This window comes from Pseudomonas sp. Pc102, assembly GCF_018408275.1.
In the GTDB taxonomy this organism is placed as follows: domain Bacteria; phylum Pseudomonadota; class Gammaproteobacteria; order Pseudomonadales; family Pseudomonadaceae; genus Metapseudomonas; species Metapseudomonas tohonis.
Genome location: NZ_AP021905.1, coordinates 414,949 through 428,971 on the forward strand (window position 1 = coordinate 414,949; position 14,023 = coordinate 428,971).

At 68.3% G+C, this 14,023-nt stretch carries 15 protein-coding genes; 6 read left to right on the forward strand and 9 right to left on the reverse strand.

Features of this window, described 5'->3' with window-relative positions; translation table 11 throughout:
• Window positions 1–27: 27 nt before the first annotated feature.
• Entirely contained in the window at window positions 28–1,173 is a 1,146-nt protein-coding gene (locus PHLH3_RS02030; protein ID WP_111262597.1) for a PilT/PilU family type 4a pilus ATPase, read from the forward strand.
• On the opposite strand, the gene PHLH3_RS02035 is transcribed toward PHLH3_RS02030, so the two are convergent.
• Together PHLH3_RS02035 and PHLH3_RS02040 are read right to left on the reverse strand one after the other, a co-directional pair.
• Complete coding sequence (locus PHLH3_RS02035) at window positions 1,106–2,599, reverse strand: UdgX family uracil-DNA binding protein (protein WP_213627936.1); 1,494 nt, start codon at window positions 2,597–2,599, stop codon at window positions 1,106–1,108. The genes PHLH3_RS02030 and PHLH3_RS02035 overlap by 68 nt on opposite strands.
• The gene (locus tag PHLH3_RS02040; RefSeq protein WP_213627938.1) at window positions 2,599–3,813 is read right to left on the reverse strand and encodes a putative DNA modification/repair radical SAM protein; all 1,215 of its coding nucleotides are present in this window, start codon (window positions 3,811–3,813) and stop codon (window positions 2,599–2,601) included. Before PHLH3_RS02040 ends, PHLH3_RS02035 begins: the two co-directional genes overlap by 1 nt.
• 101 nt (window positions 3,814–3,914) lie before the next feature.
• Here PHLH3_RS02040 and PHLH3_RS02045 point away from each other — a divergent pair, with 101 nt between their 5' ends.
• From PHLH3_RS02045 to PHLH3_RS02055, 3 genes are all read left to right on the forward strand, one after another.
• A complete protein-coding gene (locus PHLH3_RS02045; protein ID WP_173175068.1) occupies window positions 3,915–4,310 on the forward strand; it encodes a TM2 domain-containing protein in 396 nt (131 codons plus the stop codon).
• Between the two features lie 112 nt (window positions 4,311–4,422).
• Window positions 4,423–5,802: a pyridoxal-phosphate dependent enzyme gene (locus PHLH3_RS02050; RefSeq protein WP_213627940.1), complete on the forward strand. Its 1,380-nt coding sequence runs from the start codon at window positions 4,423–4,425 to the stop codon at window positions 5,800–5,802.
• Entirely contained in the window at window positions 5,799–6,983 is a 1,185-nt protein-coding gene (locus PHLH3_RS02055; RefSeq protein ID WP_213627942.1) for a PLP-dependent aspartate aminotransferase family protein, read from the forward strand. The genes PHLH3_RS02050 and PHLH3_RS02055 overlap by 4 nt, the downstream gene beginning before the upstream one ends.
• Before the next feature lie 53 nt (window positions 6,984–7,036).
• Here PHLH3_RS02055 and PHLH3_RS02060 read toward each other — a convergent pair whose 3' ends face one another.
• The 7 genes from PHLH3_RS02060 to gshB all read right to left on the reverse strand — a co-directional run bounded on the left by PHLH3_RS02060 (window position 7,037) and on the right by gshB (window position 12,887).
• Window positions 7,037–8,308, reverse strand: a complete 1,272-nt coding sequence (locus PHLH3_RS02060) for a dihydroorotase (RefSeq protein ID WP_213627944.1) — start codon at window positions 8,306–8,308, stop codon at window positions 7,037–7,039.
• Window positions 8,308–9,315 carry an aspartate carbamoyltransferase catalytic subunit gene (locus PHLH3_RS02065; RefSeq protein ID WP_173175060.1) on the reverse strand — a complete coding sequence of 336 codons (1,008 nt, stop codon included), beginning with the start codon at window positions 9,313–9,315 and terminating at the stop codon, window positions 8,308–8,310. Before PHLH3_RS02065 ends, PHLH3_RS02060 begins: the two co-directional genes overlap by 1 nt.
• 26 nt (window positions 9,316–9,341) lie before the next feature.
• On the reverse strand, window positions 9,342–9,854 hold the full coding sequence (gene pyrR, locus PHLH3_RS02070; RefSeq protein WP_213627946.1) for a bifunctional pyr operon transcriptional regulator/uracil phosphoribosyltransferase PyrR: 513 nt from the start codon (window positions 9,852–9,854) through the stop codon (window positions 9,342–9,344).
• A gap of 12 nt (window positions 9,855–9,866) precedes the next feature.
• Window positions 9,867–10,307 carry a Holliday junction resolvase RuvX gene (gene ruvX, locus PHLH3_RS02075; protein WP_213630385.1) on the reverse strand — a complete coding sequence of 147 codons (441 nt, stop codon included), beginning with the start codon at window positions 10,305–10,307 and terminating at the stop codon, window positions 9,867–9,869.
• Entirely contained in the window at window positions 10,304–10,873 is a 570-nt protein-coding gene (locus tag PHLH3_RS02080) for a YqgE/AlgH family protein (RefSeq protein ID WP_173175056.1), read from the reverse strand. The genes ruvX and PHLH3_RS02080 overlap by 4 nt, the downstream gene beginning before the upstream one ends.
• Window positions 10,874–10,934: 61 nt before the next feature.
• A complete protein-coding gene (locus PHLH3_RS02085) occupies window positions 10,935–11,828 on the reverse strand; it encodes an energy transducer TonB (protein ID WP_213627948.1) in 894 nt (297 codons plus the stop codon).
• Window positions 11,829–11,915: 87 nt separating this feature from the next.
• Window positions 11,916–12,887, reverse strand: coding sequence for a glutathione synthase (gene gshB, locus PHLH3_RS02090; RefSeq protein ID WP_213627950.1), 972 nt, complete (start codon window positions 12,885–12,887; stop codon window positions 11,916–11,918).
• Between the two features lie 270 nt (window positions 12,888–13,157).
• On the opposite strand from gshB, the gene pilG reads away from it, so the two are divergent.
• Complete coding sequence (pilG, locus tag PHLH3_RS02095) at window positions 13,158–13,565, forward strand: twitching motility response regulator PilG (protein WP_021218373.1); 408 nt, start codon at window positions 13,158–13,160, stop codon at window positions 13,563–13,565.
• 48 nt (window positions 13,566–13,613) lie between these two features.
• Entirely contained in the window at window positions 13,614–13,979 is a 366-nt protein-coding gene (gene pilH, locus PHLH3_RS02100; protein WP_003458790.1) for a twitching motility response regulator PilH, read from the forward strand.
• The last annotated feature ends 44 nt before the right edge of the window (window positions 13,980–14,023 follow it).

Consider the following 14,023-nt stretch of genomic DNA (forward strand, 5'->3'; position numbering starts at 1 on the left):
ACCGGCACGTTCACTGCGAGAAAGACCATGGAATTCGAGAAACTGTTGCGCCTGATGGTCGAGAAGGGCGGCTCCGACCTGTTCATCACCGCCGGCGTCCCCCCGTCGATGAAGGTCAACGGCAAGATCATGCCCGTGACCAAGAACGCCATGTCCCCGGAGCAGACCCGCGAGACCGTCCTCGCGGTGATGAACGAGCAGCAGCGCCGCGACTTCGCCGAGAACCACGAGTGCAACTTCGCCATCAGCGCCCGGGGCATCGGTCGTTTCCGCGTCAGTGCCTTCTACCAGCGCAACCTGGTGGGCATGGTGCTGCGCCGCATCGAGACCAACATCCCCACCCTGGATGACCTCAAGCTGCCGGAGATCCTCAAGAAGCTGGCGCTGACCAAGCGTGGCCTGGTGCTGTTCGTCGGCGCCACCGGCACCGGCAAGTCCACCTCGCTGGCGGCGATGATCGGCTACCGCAACAAGAACAGCAGCGGCCACATCATCTCCATCGAAGACCCGATCGAATACATCCACCAGCACCAGAACTGCATCGTCACCCAGCGCGAGGTGGGCATCGACACCGAGTCCTTCGAGGTGGCGCTGAAGAACACCCTGCGCCAGGCGCCGGACGTGATCCTCATCGGCGAGGTGCGGACCCGCGAGACCATGGACCACGCCGTGGCCTTCGCCGAGACCGGCCACCTGTGCCTGGCCACCCTGCACGCCAACAACGCCAACCAGGCGCTGGACCGGATCATCAACTTCTTCCCCGCCGACCGGCAGCAGCAGGTGTGGATGGACCTGTCCCTCAACCTCAAGGCCATCGTCGCCCAGCAACTGGTGCCGACCCCGGACGGCAAGGGCCGCCGCGCGGTGATCGAGGTGCTGATCAACACCCCGCTGGCCGCCGACCTGATCCGCAAGGGCGAGGTCCACGAGCTCAAGCCGCTGATGAAGCGTTCCACCGAGCAGGGTATGCAGACCTTCGACCAGGCGTTGTACACCCTCTACTCCCAGGGCGAGATCACCTACGAAGACGCACTGCTCTACGCCGACTCGGCGAACGACCTGCGCCTGATGATCAAGCTCGGTTCCGAGACCGACGGCGACCACCTCACGAGCATGAGCGGTGGCCTGTCGCTGGAAGTATCGGAGGAAGACCCGGGCCGTCGCTTCCGCTGACCGGCCCATCGCCCTGCCGCGCCTGCCGCAGGGCGTTCACCAACTCCTCGTACAGCTGCTGGCCGCCCTCGCGGCTGCGCAGCACCGCCGCAGGGTGCGGCGCCACCACTATCCACCGGTCTCCATGGCGCAGCGGCCTGCCGACGAAGTCCGCCAGGCGTACGCGCTGTGGGTCGTGCAGGCCCAGCAGCGAGGCCAGGGCGGTGCGCCCCAGCGCCACCACCCACTGCGGTTGCCGTTCGTCCAGCTCCTGGGCCAGCCAGTGATGGCAGGCGCGGATCTCCGCCGGCTTGGGCGTGGCGTGCCAGCGGGTCGCCGACCGGCCCAGCGCACCGCCCCGCGGCTCCCACTTGAAGTGCTTCACCGCGTTGGTCAGGTAGAGGTCCTGCCGTGACAGCCCGGCTTCGGCCAGGGCGCGTTGCAGCACCTGCCCTGCGGGGCCGATGAAGGGGCGCCCGGCCAGGTCCTCCTGGTCGCCGGGTTGTTCGCCCACCAGCATGATCCGCGCCTGCGCCGGCCCCTCGCCCGGTACCGCGCAGGTGGCGTTGCGCCAGATATCGCAACGCCGGCACTGGTCCAGGTTCGTGTCGGCCGCCCGTTCCGGCTGCGCGGCATCGCTGGCGATCAACACCTCCTTGCCCTGCCGGGCGCCGACCTCGGGGGCCTGTGCCAGGCGCTGCCGGCCGCTGCGCGCATCAGCCACCAGTTGCGGAATCAGCGGGCCTTCGGCCAGGTGCTTCCAGAAGCGCGCCGGCATATGGCTGCGCATCACTTCGGGATTCAGCCGGGCGGGGTTGAAGGTGCTGCGGTAGTAGGCCGTCCATAGTGCCTCGCTCGGGTCGTCGTGGCCTTCGATGGCCTCGCGCAGCCCGGGCGGGCAGGGCGACTGGTAGACCAGCCGTTCGCCATCGAAATGCGCCAGCCCCTCGGGGGTGCCGATCAGCCAGCTGTGGCGGCCCATGCGCGGCACGAAGTGTTCGGCGCCCAGGTCCAGCACGTCGTGGGCCGGTTCGTGCCAGGCCAGGTAGTCCGGTGCGCCCCGTGCCTTGTCACCCGGGCGGAAGCGCAGGAAGGCGTGCATGTGGTGGGCTTCGCGGCGCACCGCCTTGATCCGCCGCTGCAACTCCGAGCCGTCGCGGTCGCCGGCCAGCATGGCGCTGCGATCCCCCTGGGCCACGCGCCAGAGCACCTGGTAGAGCAATGCCCAACGGTCGCCCGCGCGAAAGCGCGCGGCATCGGCCAGCAACCCCGGCAGCTCGCGGGGAATGGACACCGTGGCGGTACCGGCGGGAGCGGGCATCGGCTCGGTGCCGTCGAACAACCCGGGCGTCCAGTCGACGGCCTGGGGCTCCACGCCTTCGAGCAGCAACTGCCGGGCCTGCTCGCGCCAGCCGGCGAAGCTGCCGTCGAAGCGGATGGCGCGCATCACCAGAGCGCCATCTGCCGTGCAGGCGCATCGCCCAGGCGCTGGCGCAGCACGGCGGACTCCAGGGTGGCGTCGCGGGGGCGGTAGTCCTGGGTGACGATGAAGGGCCGGGCCTTTTCCATGGCGCAACGCAGGCGGGCCACGTCGGCGTAGCGGATGCGCCGCTCGCGCCGCAGCTCCACCAGGCGGTTGGCGCTGAGCACGCCGATGCCGGGCACGCGGGCGATCATCGCGGGTTCCGCGCGATTCAGGTCGAGCGGGAACTGCGCGCGGTTGGCCAGGGCCCAGGCCAGCTTGGGGTCGATGTCCAGCGGCAGGTTGCCGGGGGTGGCGATCAGCTCGTTCACCGCGAAGCCGTAGCCGCGCAGGAGGAAGTCGGCCTGGTACAGGCGGTGCTCGCGCAGCAGCGGCGGTGCCTCGAAGGGCACGGTCTTCGGGCTCTGCGGGATGGGGCTGAAGGCGGAGTAGTAGACACGCTTGAGGCGATAGGCGCCGTACAGCGTCTGCGCCGTGTCGAGGATGGTGCGGTCGTCGGTGTCGTCGGCGCCGACGATCATCTGCGTGCTCTGCCCGGCGGGGGCGAAGGCCGGGGCGCGCTTCTCCGCGCTGGCCTCCTCGACGCCCAGGCGGATGCGCCCCATGGCGCGGCGGATCGGTGCGCCGCGTTTCTCCGGGGCCAGGCGGGTGAGGCCGTCCTCGGTGGGCAGCTCGATGTTGACGCTGAGGCGGTCGGCGTAGCGCCCGGCCTCGGCGATCAGCTCCGGCGCGGCGTCGGGGATGGTCTTGAGGTGGATGTAGCCGCGGAACTGGTGCTCCTCGCGCAGCAGGCGGGCGACGCGGATCAGTTGCTCCATGGTGTAGTCGGAGGAGCGGATGATCCCGGAGCTGAGGAACAGCCCGCTGATGCAGTTGCGCCGGTAGAAGTCCAGGGTCAGGGTCACCACCTCCTCGGGGGTGAAGCGCGCCCGGGGCACGTCGCTGGAGCGGCGGTTGACGCAGTACTGGCAGTCGTAGAGGCAGAAATTGGTCAGCAGGATCTTCAGCAGTGCCACGCAGCGCCCGTCGGGCGTGAAGCTGTGGCAGATGCCCATGCCGTTGGTGGCGCCGACGCCGGCCTTGCCTGCCGAGCTGCGTTTGGGGGCGGCGCTGCTGGCGCAGGAAACGTCGTACTTGGCGGCGTCGGCCAGCACGGTTAGCTTGTCGATGAGTTCCATGGAGGGGGCTATGGATGGCTGTATGTGCATACAGTATTTTCCGCCCCTGCAACCTGCGCAAGTCCGTCAACGACGGATGGTCGCGACCTTGAGGAGTAGACATGCAACGCCCAGACACGCACAGCACGTTCATCGGCTATCTGCTGTGGATTTTCGGCTTCCTCGGCGCTCACCGTTTCTACTACGGCAAGCCGGTGAGCGGCACGATCTGGTTCTTCACCTTCGGCCTGTTCTTCATCGGCTGGATCATCGACCTGTTCCTGATCCCGTCCATGGACCGTGAGGCTTCGCTGCGCTTCAACGCCGGCTCCTACGACTACACCGTGGCCTGGATCCTGCTCACCTTCCTCGGCGTCTTCGGCGTGCACCGCATGTACCAGGGCAAGTGGATCACCGGCATCCTCTACCTGTTCACCGGCGGCTTCTTCCTGCTCGGCGTGCTCTACGACTTCTGGACCCTGAACACCCAGGTCTCGGTGCTCAACGCCCGTCGCTGAACCTGCGCCCCGCTTTGCGGGGCTTCCTTCCGGCGTCTATGTTCAGCAATCCCTGAACCTGCGTGCGACCGCCTCGTCCAAACCGATGTGGCCGTCCCATGAGGAGACGAGAATGGCTGGGCAGAGCGCGACGCGTCCCGCAGTGCTGGACCTGATCGGCAACACACCGCTGGTGCGGGTCAGCCGGTTCGATACCGGCCCCTGCACCCTGTTCCTCAAGCTGGAATCGCAGAACCCCGGCGGCTCGATCAAGGACCGCGTCGGCATCGCCATGATCAACGCTGCCGAGCGCGACGGGCGGCTGAAGCCGGGCGGCACCATAGTCGAGGCCACCGCCGGCAACACCGGCCTGGGGCTGGCCCTGGTGGGGCGCGCCAAGGGCTACCGGGTGGTGCTGGTGGTGCCGGACAAGATGTCCACCGAGAAGGTGCTGCACCTCAAGGCCATGGGGGCCGAGGTGCACATCACCCGCTCCGACGTCGGCAAGGGCCACCCCGAGTACTACCAGGACCAGGCCGCGCGCCTGGCGGCGGAGATACCCGGCGCCTTCTTCGCCGACCAGTTCAACAACCCCGCCAACCCCCTGGCCCACGAGAGCACCACCGGGCCGGAGATCTGGCAGCAGACCGGCCAGGATGTCGACGCCATCGTGGTCGGGGTCGGCTCGGCGGGCACCCTTACCGGGCTCAGCCGCTACTTCCGCCGGGTGCAGCCGGCGCTGGAGATGGTGCTGGCGGACCCGCAAGGCTCGATCGTCGCCGAGTACAGCCGCAGCGGCGAGCTGGGCACGCCCGGCTCCTGGGCGGTGGAAGGCATAGGCGAGGATTTCATCCCGGCCATCGCCGATCTCTCCAGCGTGCGCCGTGCCTACACCGTGAGCGACGAGGAGAGCTTCGCCCACGCCCGCGAGCTGCTGCGCAACGAGGGCATCCTCGGCGGCTCCTCCACCGGCACGCTGCTGGCCGCCGCACTGCGCTACTGCCGCGAGCAGACGACGCCCAGGCGCGTGGTCAGCTTCGTCTGCGACACCGGCACCCGCTACCTGTCGAAGGTCTACAACGACCAGTGGATGAGCGACCAGGGGCTGCTGGCGCGCAAGCGCTACGGCGACCTGCGCGACCTGATCTCGCGGCGCTTCGAGGAGGGGCGGGTGGTCAGCGTCAGCCCGGGCGACACCCTGCTCACCGCCTTCCAGCGCATGCGCCTGGCCGATGTCTCGCAACTGCCGGTGCTGGAGGGCGCGCGCCTGGTGGGGGTGATCGACGAGTCAGACATCCTGCTCAGCGTGCACGCCGACGCCGAACGCTTTCGCGCACCGGTCGCCGATGCCATGACCGACGCGCCGCAGACCCTGGCGCCGGGCGCCAGCCTGGTGGAACTGGAGGCGGTGCTGGATCGCGGCCTGGTGGCGATCGTCGCCGATGCCGCCGGCTTCCACGGCCTCATTACCCGTTTCGACCTGCTCAACCACCTGCGAAGGACACTGCCATGAGCCACGACCACGAGGGCGCCGGGCGCGCCTTCGCCACCCGGGTGATCCATGCCGGGCAGGCACCGGACCCTTCCACCGGGGCCATCATGCCGCCGATCTACGCCAACTCCACCTTCATCCAGGAGAGCCCCGGCGTGCACAAGGGCCTGGACTACGGGCGCTCGCACAACCCCACGCGCTGGGCGCTGGAGCGCTGCGTGGCGGACCTGGAGGGCGGCGCCCAGGCCTTCGCCTTCGCCTCGGGGCTGGCGGCCATCTCCACGGTGCTGGAGCTGCTGGATGCCGGTTCGCACGTCGTCTCTGGCAACGACCTCTACGGCGGCACCTTCCGCCTCTTCGACAAGGTGCGCCAGCGCAGCGCCGGGCACCGCTTCGCCTTCGCCGACCTCACCGACATCGGTCGCCTGGAGGCGGCCCTGCGCGAGGACACGCGCATGGTGCTGATCGAGACACCGAGCAACCCGTTGCTGCGCCTGGCGGACCTGGAGGCCATCGCCGCGCTGTGCCGCGAGCGCGACATCATCAGCGTCGCCGACAACACCTTCGCCAGCCCCTGGGTGCAGCGCCCGCTGGAGCTGGGCTTCGACGTCGTGGTGCACTCCACCACCAAGTACCTCAACGGCCACTCGGACGTGATCGGCGGGGTGGCGGTGGTCAGTGGTGCTGCCCGCGCCGATGCGCTGCGCAAGCGGCTGGGCTTCCTGCAGAACGCGGTGGGTGCCATCGCCGGGCCCTTCGATGCCTTCCTCACCCTGCGTGGGGTCAAGACCCTGGCCCTGCGCATGGAGCGCCACTGCGCCAACGCCCTGGAGCTGGCGCGCTGGCTGGAGCGCCAGCCCCAGGTGGCGCGGGTGCACTACCCGGGCCTGGGGAGCCACCCGCAGCACGAACTGGCGCGGCGGCAGATGCGCGGCTTCGGCGGGATGATCTCCCTGGAGCTGGCCACCGACCTGGCCGGTGCACGGCGCTTCCTCGAGGCCGTCGAGCTGTTCGCCCTGGCCGAGAGCCTGGGGGGTGTGGAAAGCCTGATCGAGCATCCGGCGATCATGACCCACGCCACCATCCCTGCCGAGACCCGCGCCGAACTGGGCATCGGCGACAGCCTGGTGCGCCTCTCGGTGGGCGTGGAGGATGTCGAGGATCTGCGCGCCGACCTGGCCCGGGCGCTGGCACGGGTCTAGGGGCCAGGATCGAAGAAGCCCGCCGGATGGCGGGCTTCTTCATGCTCGGGCGGTCAGGCCTGGTGGGTCAGGTGCCCGTCCATCAGGGTGTAGCGCACCTTGCCCGGTAGGTCCTGGCCGATGAAGGGGCTGTTGCGGCCCCTGGACAGCCACTGCTCGCCGGCACGGGTGCGGGCGGCCGGGTCGAACAGCACCAGGTCGGCCGGGGCGCCCACGGCGAGGCGGCCCACCGGCAGGCGCAGGGCACGGGCCGGGCCGGCGGTGAGGCGGGCGAGCAGGGTGGGCAGGTCGAGCAGGCCGTCCTCCACCAGGCTCAGGGCCAGCGGCAGCAGCAGTTCGACGCTGCTGATGCCCGGTTCGGTGGCGGCGAAGGGCGCCAGCTTGGCGTCGGCTTCGTGGGGCTGGTGGTGGCTGGCGATGGCGCCGATCACGCCGCTCTTCACCGCTTCGCGCAGGCCGTCGCGGTCGGCGCGGGTGCGCAGCGGCGGTTGCACGTGGTAGAGGCTGGAGAAGTCGATCAGCGCCTCGTCGGTGAGCAGCAGCTGGTACAGCGCGACGTCGGCGGTCACCGGCAGGCCGCGGGCCTGGGCGTCGGCGATCATCTGCGCGCCACGGGCACTGGTGAGCTGGCTGAAGTGCGCACGCACGCCGCTCTGCTCCACCAGCAGCAGGTCCCGGGCCAGGGCCACGGTCTCCGCGCTCTCGGGGATGCCGGCCAGGCCGAGGAAGCCGGCGGTGGCGCCCTCGTGGGCCATGCCGCCGTCGGCAAGCGAGGCGTCCTGGGCGTGGAACACCAGGGTCAGGTTGAACGTGGCCGCGTATTCCATGGCGCGACGCAGGGTGCGGTTGCTGTCGAAGCTGGCCAGGCCGTTGGAGAAGGCGACGCAGCCGGTGTCGCGCAGGGCCACCAGTTCGGCCAGCTGTTCGCCGGCCAGGCCCTTGCTCAGTGCGCCGATGGGGAAGACCTTGGTGTGGCCTGCCTCGCGGGCGCGGTCGAGGATCAGCTCGGCCACGGCGGGGGTGTCCAGCACCGGGCGGGTCAGTGGCGGGCAGCACAGGCTGGTGACGCCACCGGCCGCGGCGGCGCGGGTCTCGCTGTCGATGTTGCCCTTGCGGCTGTAGCCCGGCTCGCGCAGGGCGGCGTTGAGGTCCACCAGGCCGGGCGCGGCGACCAGGCCCTTGGCGTCGATGCTGCGCTCGGCCTCGTAGCCGGCGGGCGCCTGGCCGATGCCGGCGACCTTGCCGGCCTCCAGGTAGAGGTCGGTGACCTGGTCGGTACCGCTGGCGGGATCGATGAGGCGGGCGCCGATGATGTGGGTACGCATCAGTTCTGCACCTCGGCTTCCTGGTTGATCTGGCGTTGGGTGTTCTGGCCGCTCATGGCCATGGACAGCACGGCCATGCGGATGGCGATGCCGTAGGTGACCTGGTTGAGGATCACCGAGTGGGCGCCGTCGGCCACCGCCGATTCGATCTCCACGCCACGGTTGATCGGGCCGGGGTGCATGACGATGGCGTCCGGCTTGGCCAGCGCCAGGCGCTGGGTGCTGAGGCCGTAGAGGCGGTAGAACTCGCCTTCGCTGGGCAGCAGGCCGCCCTGCATGCGTTCACGTTGCAGGCGCAGCATGATCACCACGTCGACGTCCTTGAGGCCTTCGGCCAGGTCGGTGTAGACGCTGACGCCGTACTGCTCGATGCCGATGGGCAGCAGGGTCTTGGGCGCGACCACGCGGATGTCCGGGCAGCCCAGGGCCTTGAGCGCGAGCATGTTCGAGCGCGCCACGCGCGAATGCAGGATGTCGCCGACGATGGCCACCGAGAGGTTCTCGAACCCGCCCTTGTGGCGGCGGATGGTGAGCATGTCGAGCATGCCCTGGGTCGGGTGCGCGTGGCGGCCGTCGCCGCCGTTGATGATGGCCACGTCCGGGCACACGTGCTCGGCGATGAAGTGGGCGGCGCCGGAGTCGGCGTGGCGCACCACGAACATGTCGGCGGCCATCGCCTCCAGGTTGCGCAGGGTGTCGAACAGCGTCTCGCCCTTGCTGGTGGAGGAGGTGGAGACGTTGAGGGTGATCACGTCCGCCGACAGCCGCTGGGCCGCCAGTTCGAAGGTGGTGCGGGTGCGCGTGGAGTTCTCGAAGAACACGTTGCACACGGTCTTGCCGCGCAGCAGCGGGACCTTCTTCACGGCACGGGCGCCGACTTCGAGGAAGGAGTCGGCGGTGTCGAGGATTTCCGTCAGCAGCTCGCGGGGCAGGCCGTCGAGCGAGAGGAAGTGGCGCAGCTGGCCCTGGTCGTTGAGCTGCAGCGGGCGCTTGGCGTCTGTCGGCATGGGGCAGGCCCTGGGGGTCGGGAGTTTCAGGAAGCGGGGGTGAGGACCTGGCGCTCGAGGGCGAGCGGCGCGGGGCCGAGCAATTTTACCCGTTCATCGGCGGCGAGCGACAGGGTGGCGCCGACCACGTCCGGGCGGATCGGCAGCTCGCGGGCGTTCAGGTCCAGCAGGCTGACCAGGGTCACGCTGGCCGGGCGGCCGTAGTCGAACAGCTCGTTCATGGCGGCGCGCACGGTGCGGCCGCTCATCAGCACGTCGTCGATGAGGATCAGGTGCTGGCCTTCGATCTCGAACGGCAGCTCGGAGGGGCGCACCTGCGGGTGCAGGCCGTTCTGGGTGAAGTCGTCGCGGTAGAAGGAGACGTCCAGAGTGCCCAGGGGCTCGTCGCTGCCCAGTTCCGCCAGCAGGGCCTGGGCGACCCAGACACCGCCGGTGCGGATGCCGATGAAACGGGGTGTGGCGATGCCGCGCGCGGCCAGGTGGGTGTTCAGCGCGCGGGCCATCTGCGGCAGCAGTTCGGCCGGGTTGGGCAGGGTCATGGGCGTTCCTCGCTATTCGTGTCCGGGGTGTTCCGCCAGCCAGCCTTCCAGCAGGAGGGCGGCGGCCAGGGCGTCGACGGGGTTCTCGCGGTAGCCGCCGCGTTGGCCCTGGGCGAGCCGCTGGCCCTTGGCTTCGAAGGTGGTCAGGCGTTCGTCATGGGTGAAGACCGGCAGGTTGAAGCGGCCGTTGAGGCGCCGCGCGAACTTCTGTGCGCGCTCGCTCATGTCGCTGGGGGTGCCGTCCATGTTCAGGGGCAGGCCGACGACGATGGCGTCCGGCTGCCATTCCTTGAGCAGGGCCTCGACCTTCTGCCAGTCCGGCACGCCGTTCTGCGCCTTGAGCACGCAGAGTTCGCGGGCCTGGCCGGTGACGGCCTGGCCGACGGCGACGCCGATCTGCTTGGTGCCGTAGTCGAAACCCAGCAGCAGGCGCAGGGGCTTGGCGGCCATCAGGCGTGCCCGGCCTGGGCGGTGAGCAGGTTGAGGTTGACGCCGAGGCGCGCCGCGGCAGCGGCCAGGCGCTGGTCGGCGGCGGTGTCGAAGAGGATGGCCGGGTCGGCGGGGCAGGTGAGCCAGGCGTTGTCGGCGAGCTCGGCTTCGAGCTGGCCGGCGTCCCAGCCCGCGTAGCCGAGGGTGATCAGGCTCTTTTCCGGGCCCTGGCCATCGGCGATGGCGAAGAGCACGTCCTGGGAGGTGGAGAGCGCCAGTTCGCCCAGTTCCAGGGTGGCCTGGAAGCTCAGGCCGCTGGGATGGAGGACGAAGCCGCGGTCGGTCTGCACCGGGCCGCCGGCGTAGATCGGCAGGGCCTGGCAGCGGGCGGGCGGGTCGACGTCCGGGCGCAGCTGTTCGAGCACGTCGCTGAGGCTGAGGCCGTTGGGACGATTGATCACCAGGCCCATGGCGCCTTGCTCGTTGTGTTCGACGAGGTAGGTGACGGTCTGGGCGAAGTTGGGATCGTCCATGTGCGGCATGGCGATCAGGAAATGGTGCTTGAGGTAGCTGGGCGCGGTGCTTTTCATGGGCGCTAGTTTCGACCTTCGCGCCGCAAGCTTCAAGGGCGGGTGAGCCCGCCCGGGCCTGTCAGTTGCTCGACAGGCGGTCGCCGCGCTCGAAGCGCCAGGTGCGGATGATTTCCAGGCGGTCGATATCGGCCAGATCGCCCGTGAAGGGGGCGAAGGGGGCGGCGAGGCGGACGATGCGCATGGCGGCCTGGTCCAGCACCGGCTGGCCGGATGACTCCAGGAGCTGCACTTCATAGAGGGTGCCGTCGCGGTTGATCGACACCAGCAGGCGCAGGCTGCCGTAGAGGCGCTGGCGACGGGCTTCCTCGGGGTAGTTGAGGTTGCCGACGCGTTCGATCTTCTTGCGCCAGTCGTCCTTGTACCAGGCACCCTTGTCACGCATGGTCGAGGCCGCGTTGAGGCGGTGGATGCGCGGGCGCTTGGCATAGAGCTGGCGCTCCTGGGACAACTCGGCCTCGAGGCTGGCGATCTCCGAGGACAGCTGGGTGCTGTCGAATACCGGCGCCGGGCGGGCCTCGGGCTCGGGCTTGGCTTCCTCGTGCTTGACCGGGGTCTTCTGCACCTTGGGCGCAGTGGTGGCGACGGCGGCCTTGGGGGCTTCCTGGCGTGCGGCCTGCTGCGGCGCGGCCGGTGGCGTGACCTTGTTGATCTCCTGGTCCTGGAACGGCGCCTGCTCGGTGGTCTTGGGCGTGTCCTTGTGCTCCAGGGTGCCGCTGCCCTGCTGGTTCATCTGCGCCAGGTAGTCGGCCTTCTCGGGCTTCTTGTCGCTCTTGAAGGTGGCGAGGGTGACTTCCAGCGTCTTGCTGATCTGGCTGGGGTCGGCAAAGGTGAAGCCGACCCCGAGGATAAGGGCGACGTGCAGGACGACCGCGAGGAACAGGGTGAAACCCAGCCGGTCCGCCGGGCGCACGCCGGAGGACGGGAAGTCGGGAAAGTCAGCGGCTGCGTTCATCGCACATCGGGTCTGCTCAGGATGGCGCGCAGTCTGCCGAACTGGGGCGGCAGGCTGCAAGTTGCATGTCCAAAGCTGTTAGCTGCATCAAGCTTGGGGCTTGCGCCCGTTCGCGGAGAGCTTGCTGGCGATGGCGTCCATCAGGCGTTCGCCGATGCGCGTGTCGTAGGCGGCGTCGATCTCGCGGATGCAGGTCGGGCTGGTGACGTTGATCTCGGTGAGGCTGTCGCCGATCACGTCCAGGCCGACGAACAGCAGGCCCTTCTCGCGCAAGACGGGCCCCACGGTGGCGGCGATCTCGCGGTCGCGCTCGGACAGCGGGCGGGCCTCGCCGCGGCCGCCGGCCGCCAGGTTGCCGCGGGTCTCGCCGGCGGCAGGGATGCGCGCCAGGCAGTAGGGCACCGGTTCACCGTCTATCATCAGGATGCGCTTGTCGCCGTCCTTGATCGCGGGCAGGTAGCGCTGCGCCATGATCTGCTCGGCGCCATGGCGGGTGAGGGTCTCGAGGATGACGGAAAGGTTCGGATCCCCTTCGCGGTGACGAAAGATCATCGATCCGCCCATGCCATCAAGGGGTTTGAGAATGATGTCACGCTGCTCTTTCGCAAACTCGCGCAGAATATCAGCCCTGCGACTGACCAGTGTCGGTGGGGTCAGTTGAGGGAACAGGGTGGCGAAGAACTTCTCGTTGCAGTCGCGAAGACTCTGCGGGCGGTTCACCACCAGCACGCCGGCTCGTTCGGCCTGTTCCAGCAGGTAGGTCGAATAGACGAACTCGTTGTCGAAGGGCGGGTCCTTGCGCATCAGGATGACGTCCAGTTTGCTCAGCGGAGCGTCGCTCTCGTCTTCCAGCTCGTACCAGTGTTGCGGATCGGCGAACACCTTCAGCGGCCGCATGCGGGCGCGGGCCTCGCCGGCTTTCTGGTACAGGTCCTGCTGCTCCATATAGTAGAGGGACCATCCGCGGGCCTGGGCTGCCAGCAGCATGGCCAGGGAGCTGTCCTTCTTGAAGGAGATGTGCGCAATGGGGTCCATGACGATCCCGAGGCGAACGCTCATGGGTGTGTTCTCCGCGACTGGTAATAGATGAGGGGCGCTGGAGAATTCCAGGCCCGGTAACGAGGCGCTCAGGTTGGCGCTGGAGGTTGTCGCGGTCAAGGGAAACCTCGCCGTATGAACTAGGATTCCCGGAGGCTGGCGCTTTGTAGCTTGCGTCCGGAGAGTGTGCTAAAAAGGCCCGACGATTGGGTCGTAGCCCGTCGCTGACAGGGCCTCAGGCGCACTGAACTAAGCAAAATAACGACTCACCGAGGCGATGGTAGGGCGAACATGGAACAGCATTCCGAGGGTTTGAAGGTCATGGTGATCGACGATTCGAAAACGATTCGTCGCACCGCTGAAACTCTGCTGAAGAAGGTGGGTTGTGAAGTCATCACGGCCGTCGACGGTTTCGACGCGCTGGCAAAGATCGCCGACACCCACCCCAATATCATCTTCGTCGACATCATGATGCCGCGGCTCGATGGCTATCAGACCTGCGCCCTGATCAAAAACAACAGTGCTTTCAAGTCCACCCCGGTGATCATGCTGTCCTCCAAGGACGGCCTGTTCGACAAGGCCAAGGGTCGCATCGTCGGTTCCGATCAATACCTCACCAAGCCTTTCAGCAAGGAAGAGTTGCTCGGCGCGATCAAGACTCACGTGCCTGATTTCACCCCGGTGGAACAAGCCTCCTGAAGTCCGGCCTCCCATGGCCGGTGATGCCTTTCCGTATTGGGGACAAACATGGCTCGTATTCTGATTGTTGATGACTCGCCGACCGAGATGTACAAACTGACCGCCATGCTCGAGAAGCACGGCCATCAGGTACTCAAGGCCGAGAATGGCGCCGACGGCGTAGCCCTGGCACGCCAGGAAAAACCCGATGCCGTGCTGATGGACATCGTCATGCCCGGCCTCAACGGCTTCCAGGCCACGCGTCAGCTGACCAAGGACGCCGAGACCAGCCACATCCCGGTGATCATCGTCACCACCAAGGATCAGGAAACCGACAAGGTCTGGGGCAAGCGCCAGGGCGCGAAGGATTACCTGACCAAGCCGATCGACGAAGACACCCTGCTGAAAACCCTCAATGCGGTGCTGGCCGGCTGATGCCGGCTCAGCCTGCTGATAACTAGAAGAAAGAAGGCCCTGGC

Coding starts and splice junctions, on each gene's coding strand:
- PHLH3_RS02080 (WP_173175056.1), bottom strand. CDS start 10,873: ATGAAAAGCACCGCGCCCAGCTACCTCAAGCACCATTTCCTGATCGCC.
- PHLH3_RS02085 (WP_213627948.1), bottom strand. CDS start 11,828: ATGAACGCAGCCGCTGACTTTCCCGACTTCCCGTCCTCCGGCGTGCGC.
- PHLH3_RS02040 (WP_213627938.1), bottom strand. CDS start 3,813: ATGGAACTCATCGACAAGCTAACCGTGCTGGCCGACGCCGCCAAGTAC.
- PHLH3_RS02060 (WP_213627944.1), bottom strand. CDS start 8,308: ATGCGTACCCACATCATCGGCGCCCGCCTCATCGATCCCGCCAGCGGT.
- gshB (WP_213627950.1), bottom strand. CDS start 12,887: ATGAGCGTTCGCCTCGGGATCGTCATGGACCCCATTGCGCACATCTCC.
- pilG (WP_021218373.1), top strand. CDS start 13,158: ATGGAACAGCATTCCGAGGGTTTGAAGGTCATGGTGATCGACGATTCG.
- PHLH3_RS02050 (WP_213627940.1), top strand. CDS start 4,423: ATGGCTGGGCAGAGCGCGACGCGTCCCGCAGTGCTGGACCTGATCGGC.
- pilH (WP_003458790.1), top strand. CDS start 13,614: ATGGCTCGTATTCTGATTGTTGATGACTCGCCGACCGAGATGTACAAA.
- PHLH3_RS02065 (WP_173175060.1), bottom strand. CDS start 9,315: ATGCCGACAGACGCCAAGCGCCCGCTGCAGCTCAACGACCAGGGCCAG.
- PHLH3_RS02035 (WP_213627936.1), bottom strand. CDS start 2,599: ATGCGCGCCATCCGCTTCGACGGCAGCTTCGCCGGCTGGCGCGAGCAG.
- PHLH3_RS02030 (WP_111262597.1), top strand. CDS start 28: ATGGAATTCGAGAAACTGTTGCGCCTGATGGTCGAGAAGGGCGGCTCC.
- PHLH3_RS02055 (WP_213627942.1), top strand. CDS start 5,799: ATGAGCCACGACCACGAGGGCGCCGGGCGCGCCTTCGCCACCCGGGTG.
- PHLH3_RS02045 (WP_173175068.1), top strand. CDS start 3,915: ATGCAACGCCCAGACACGCACAGCACGTTCATCGGCTATCTGCTGTGG.
- pyrR (WP_213627946.1), bottom strand. CDS start 9,854: ATGACCCTGCCCAACCCGGCCGAACTGCTGCCGCAGATGGCCCGCGCG.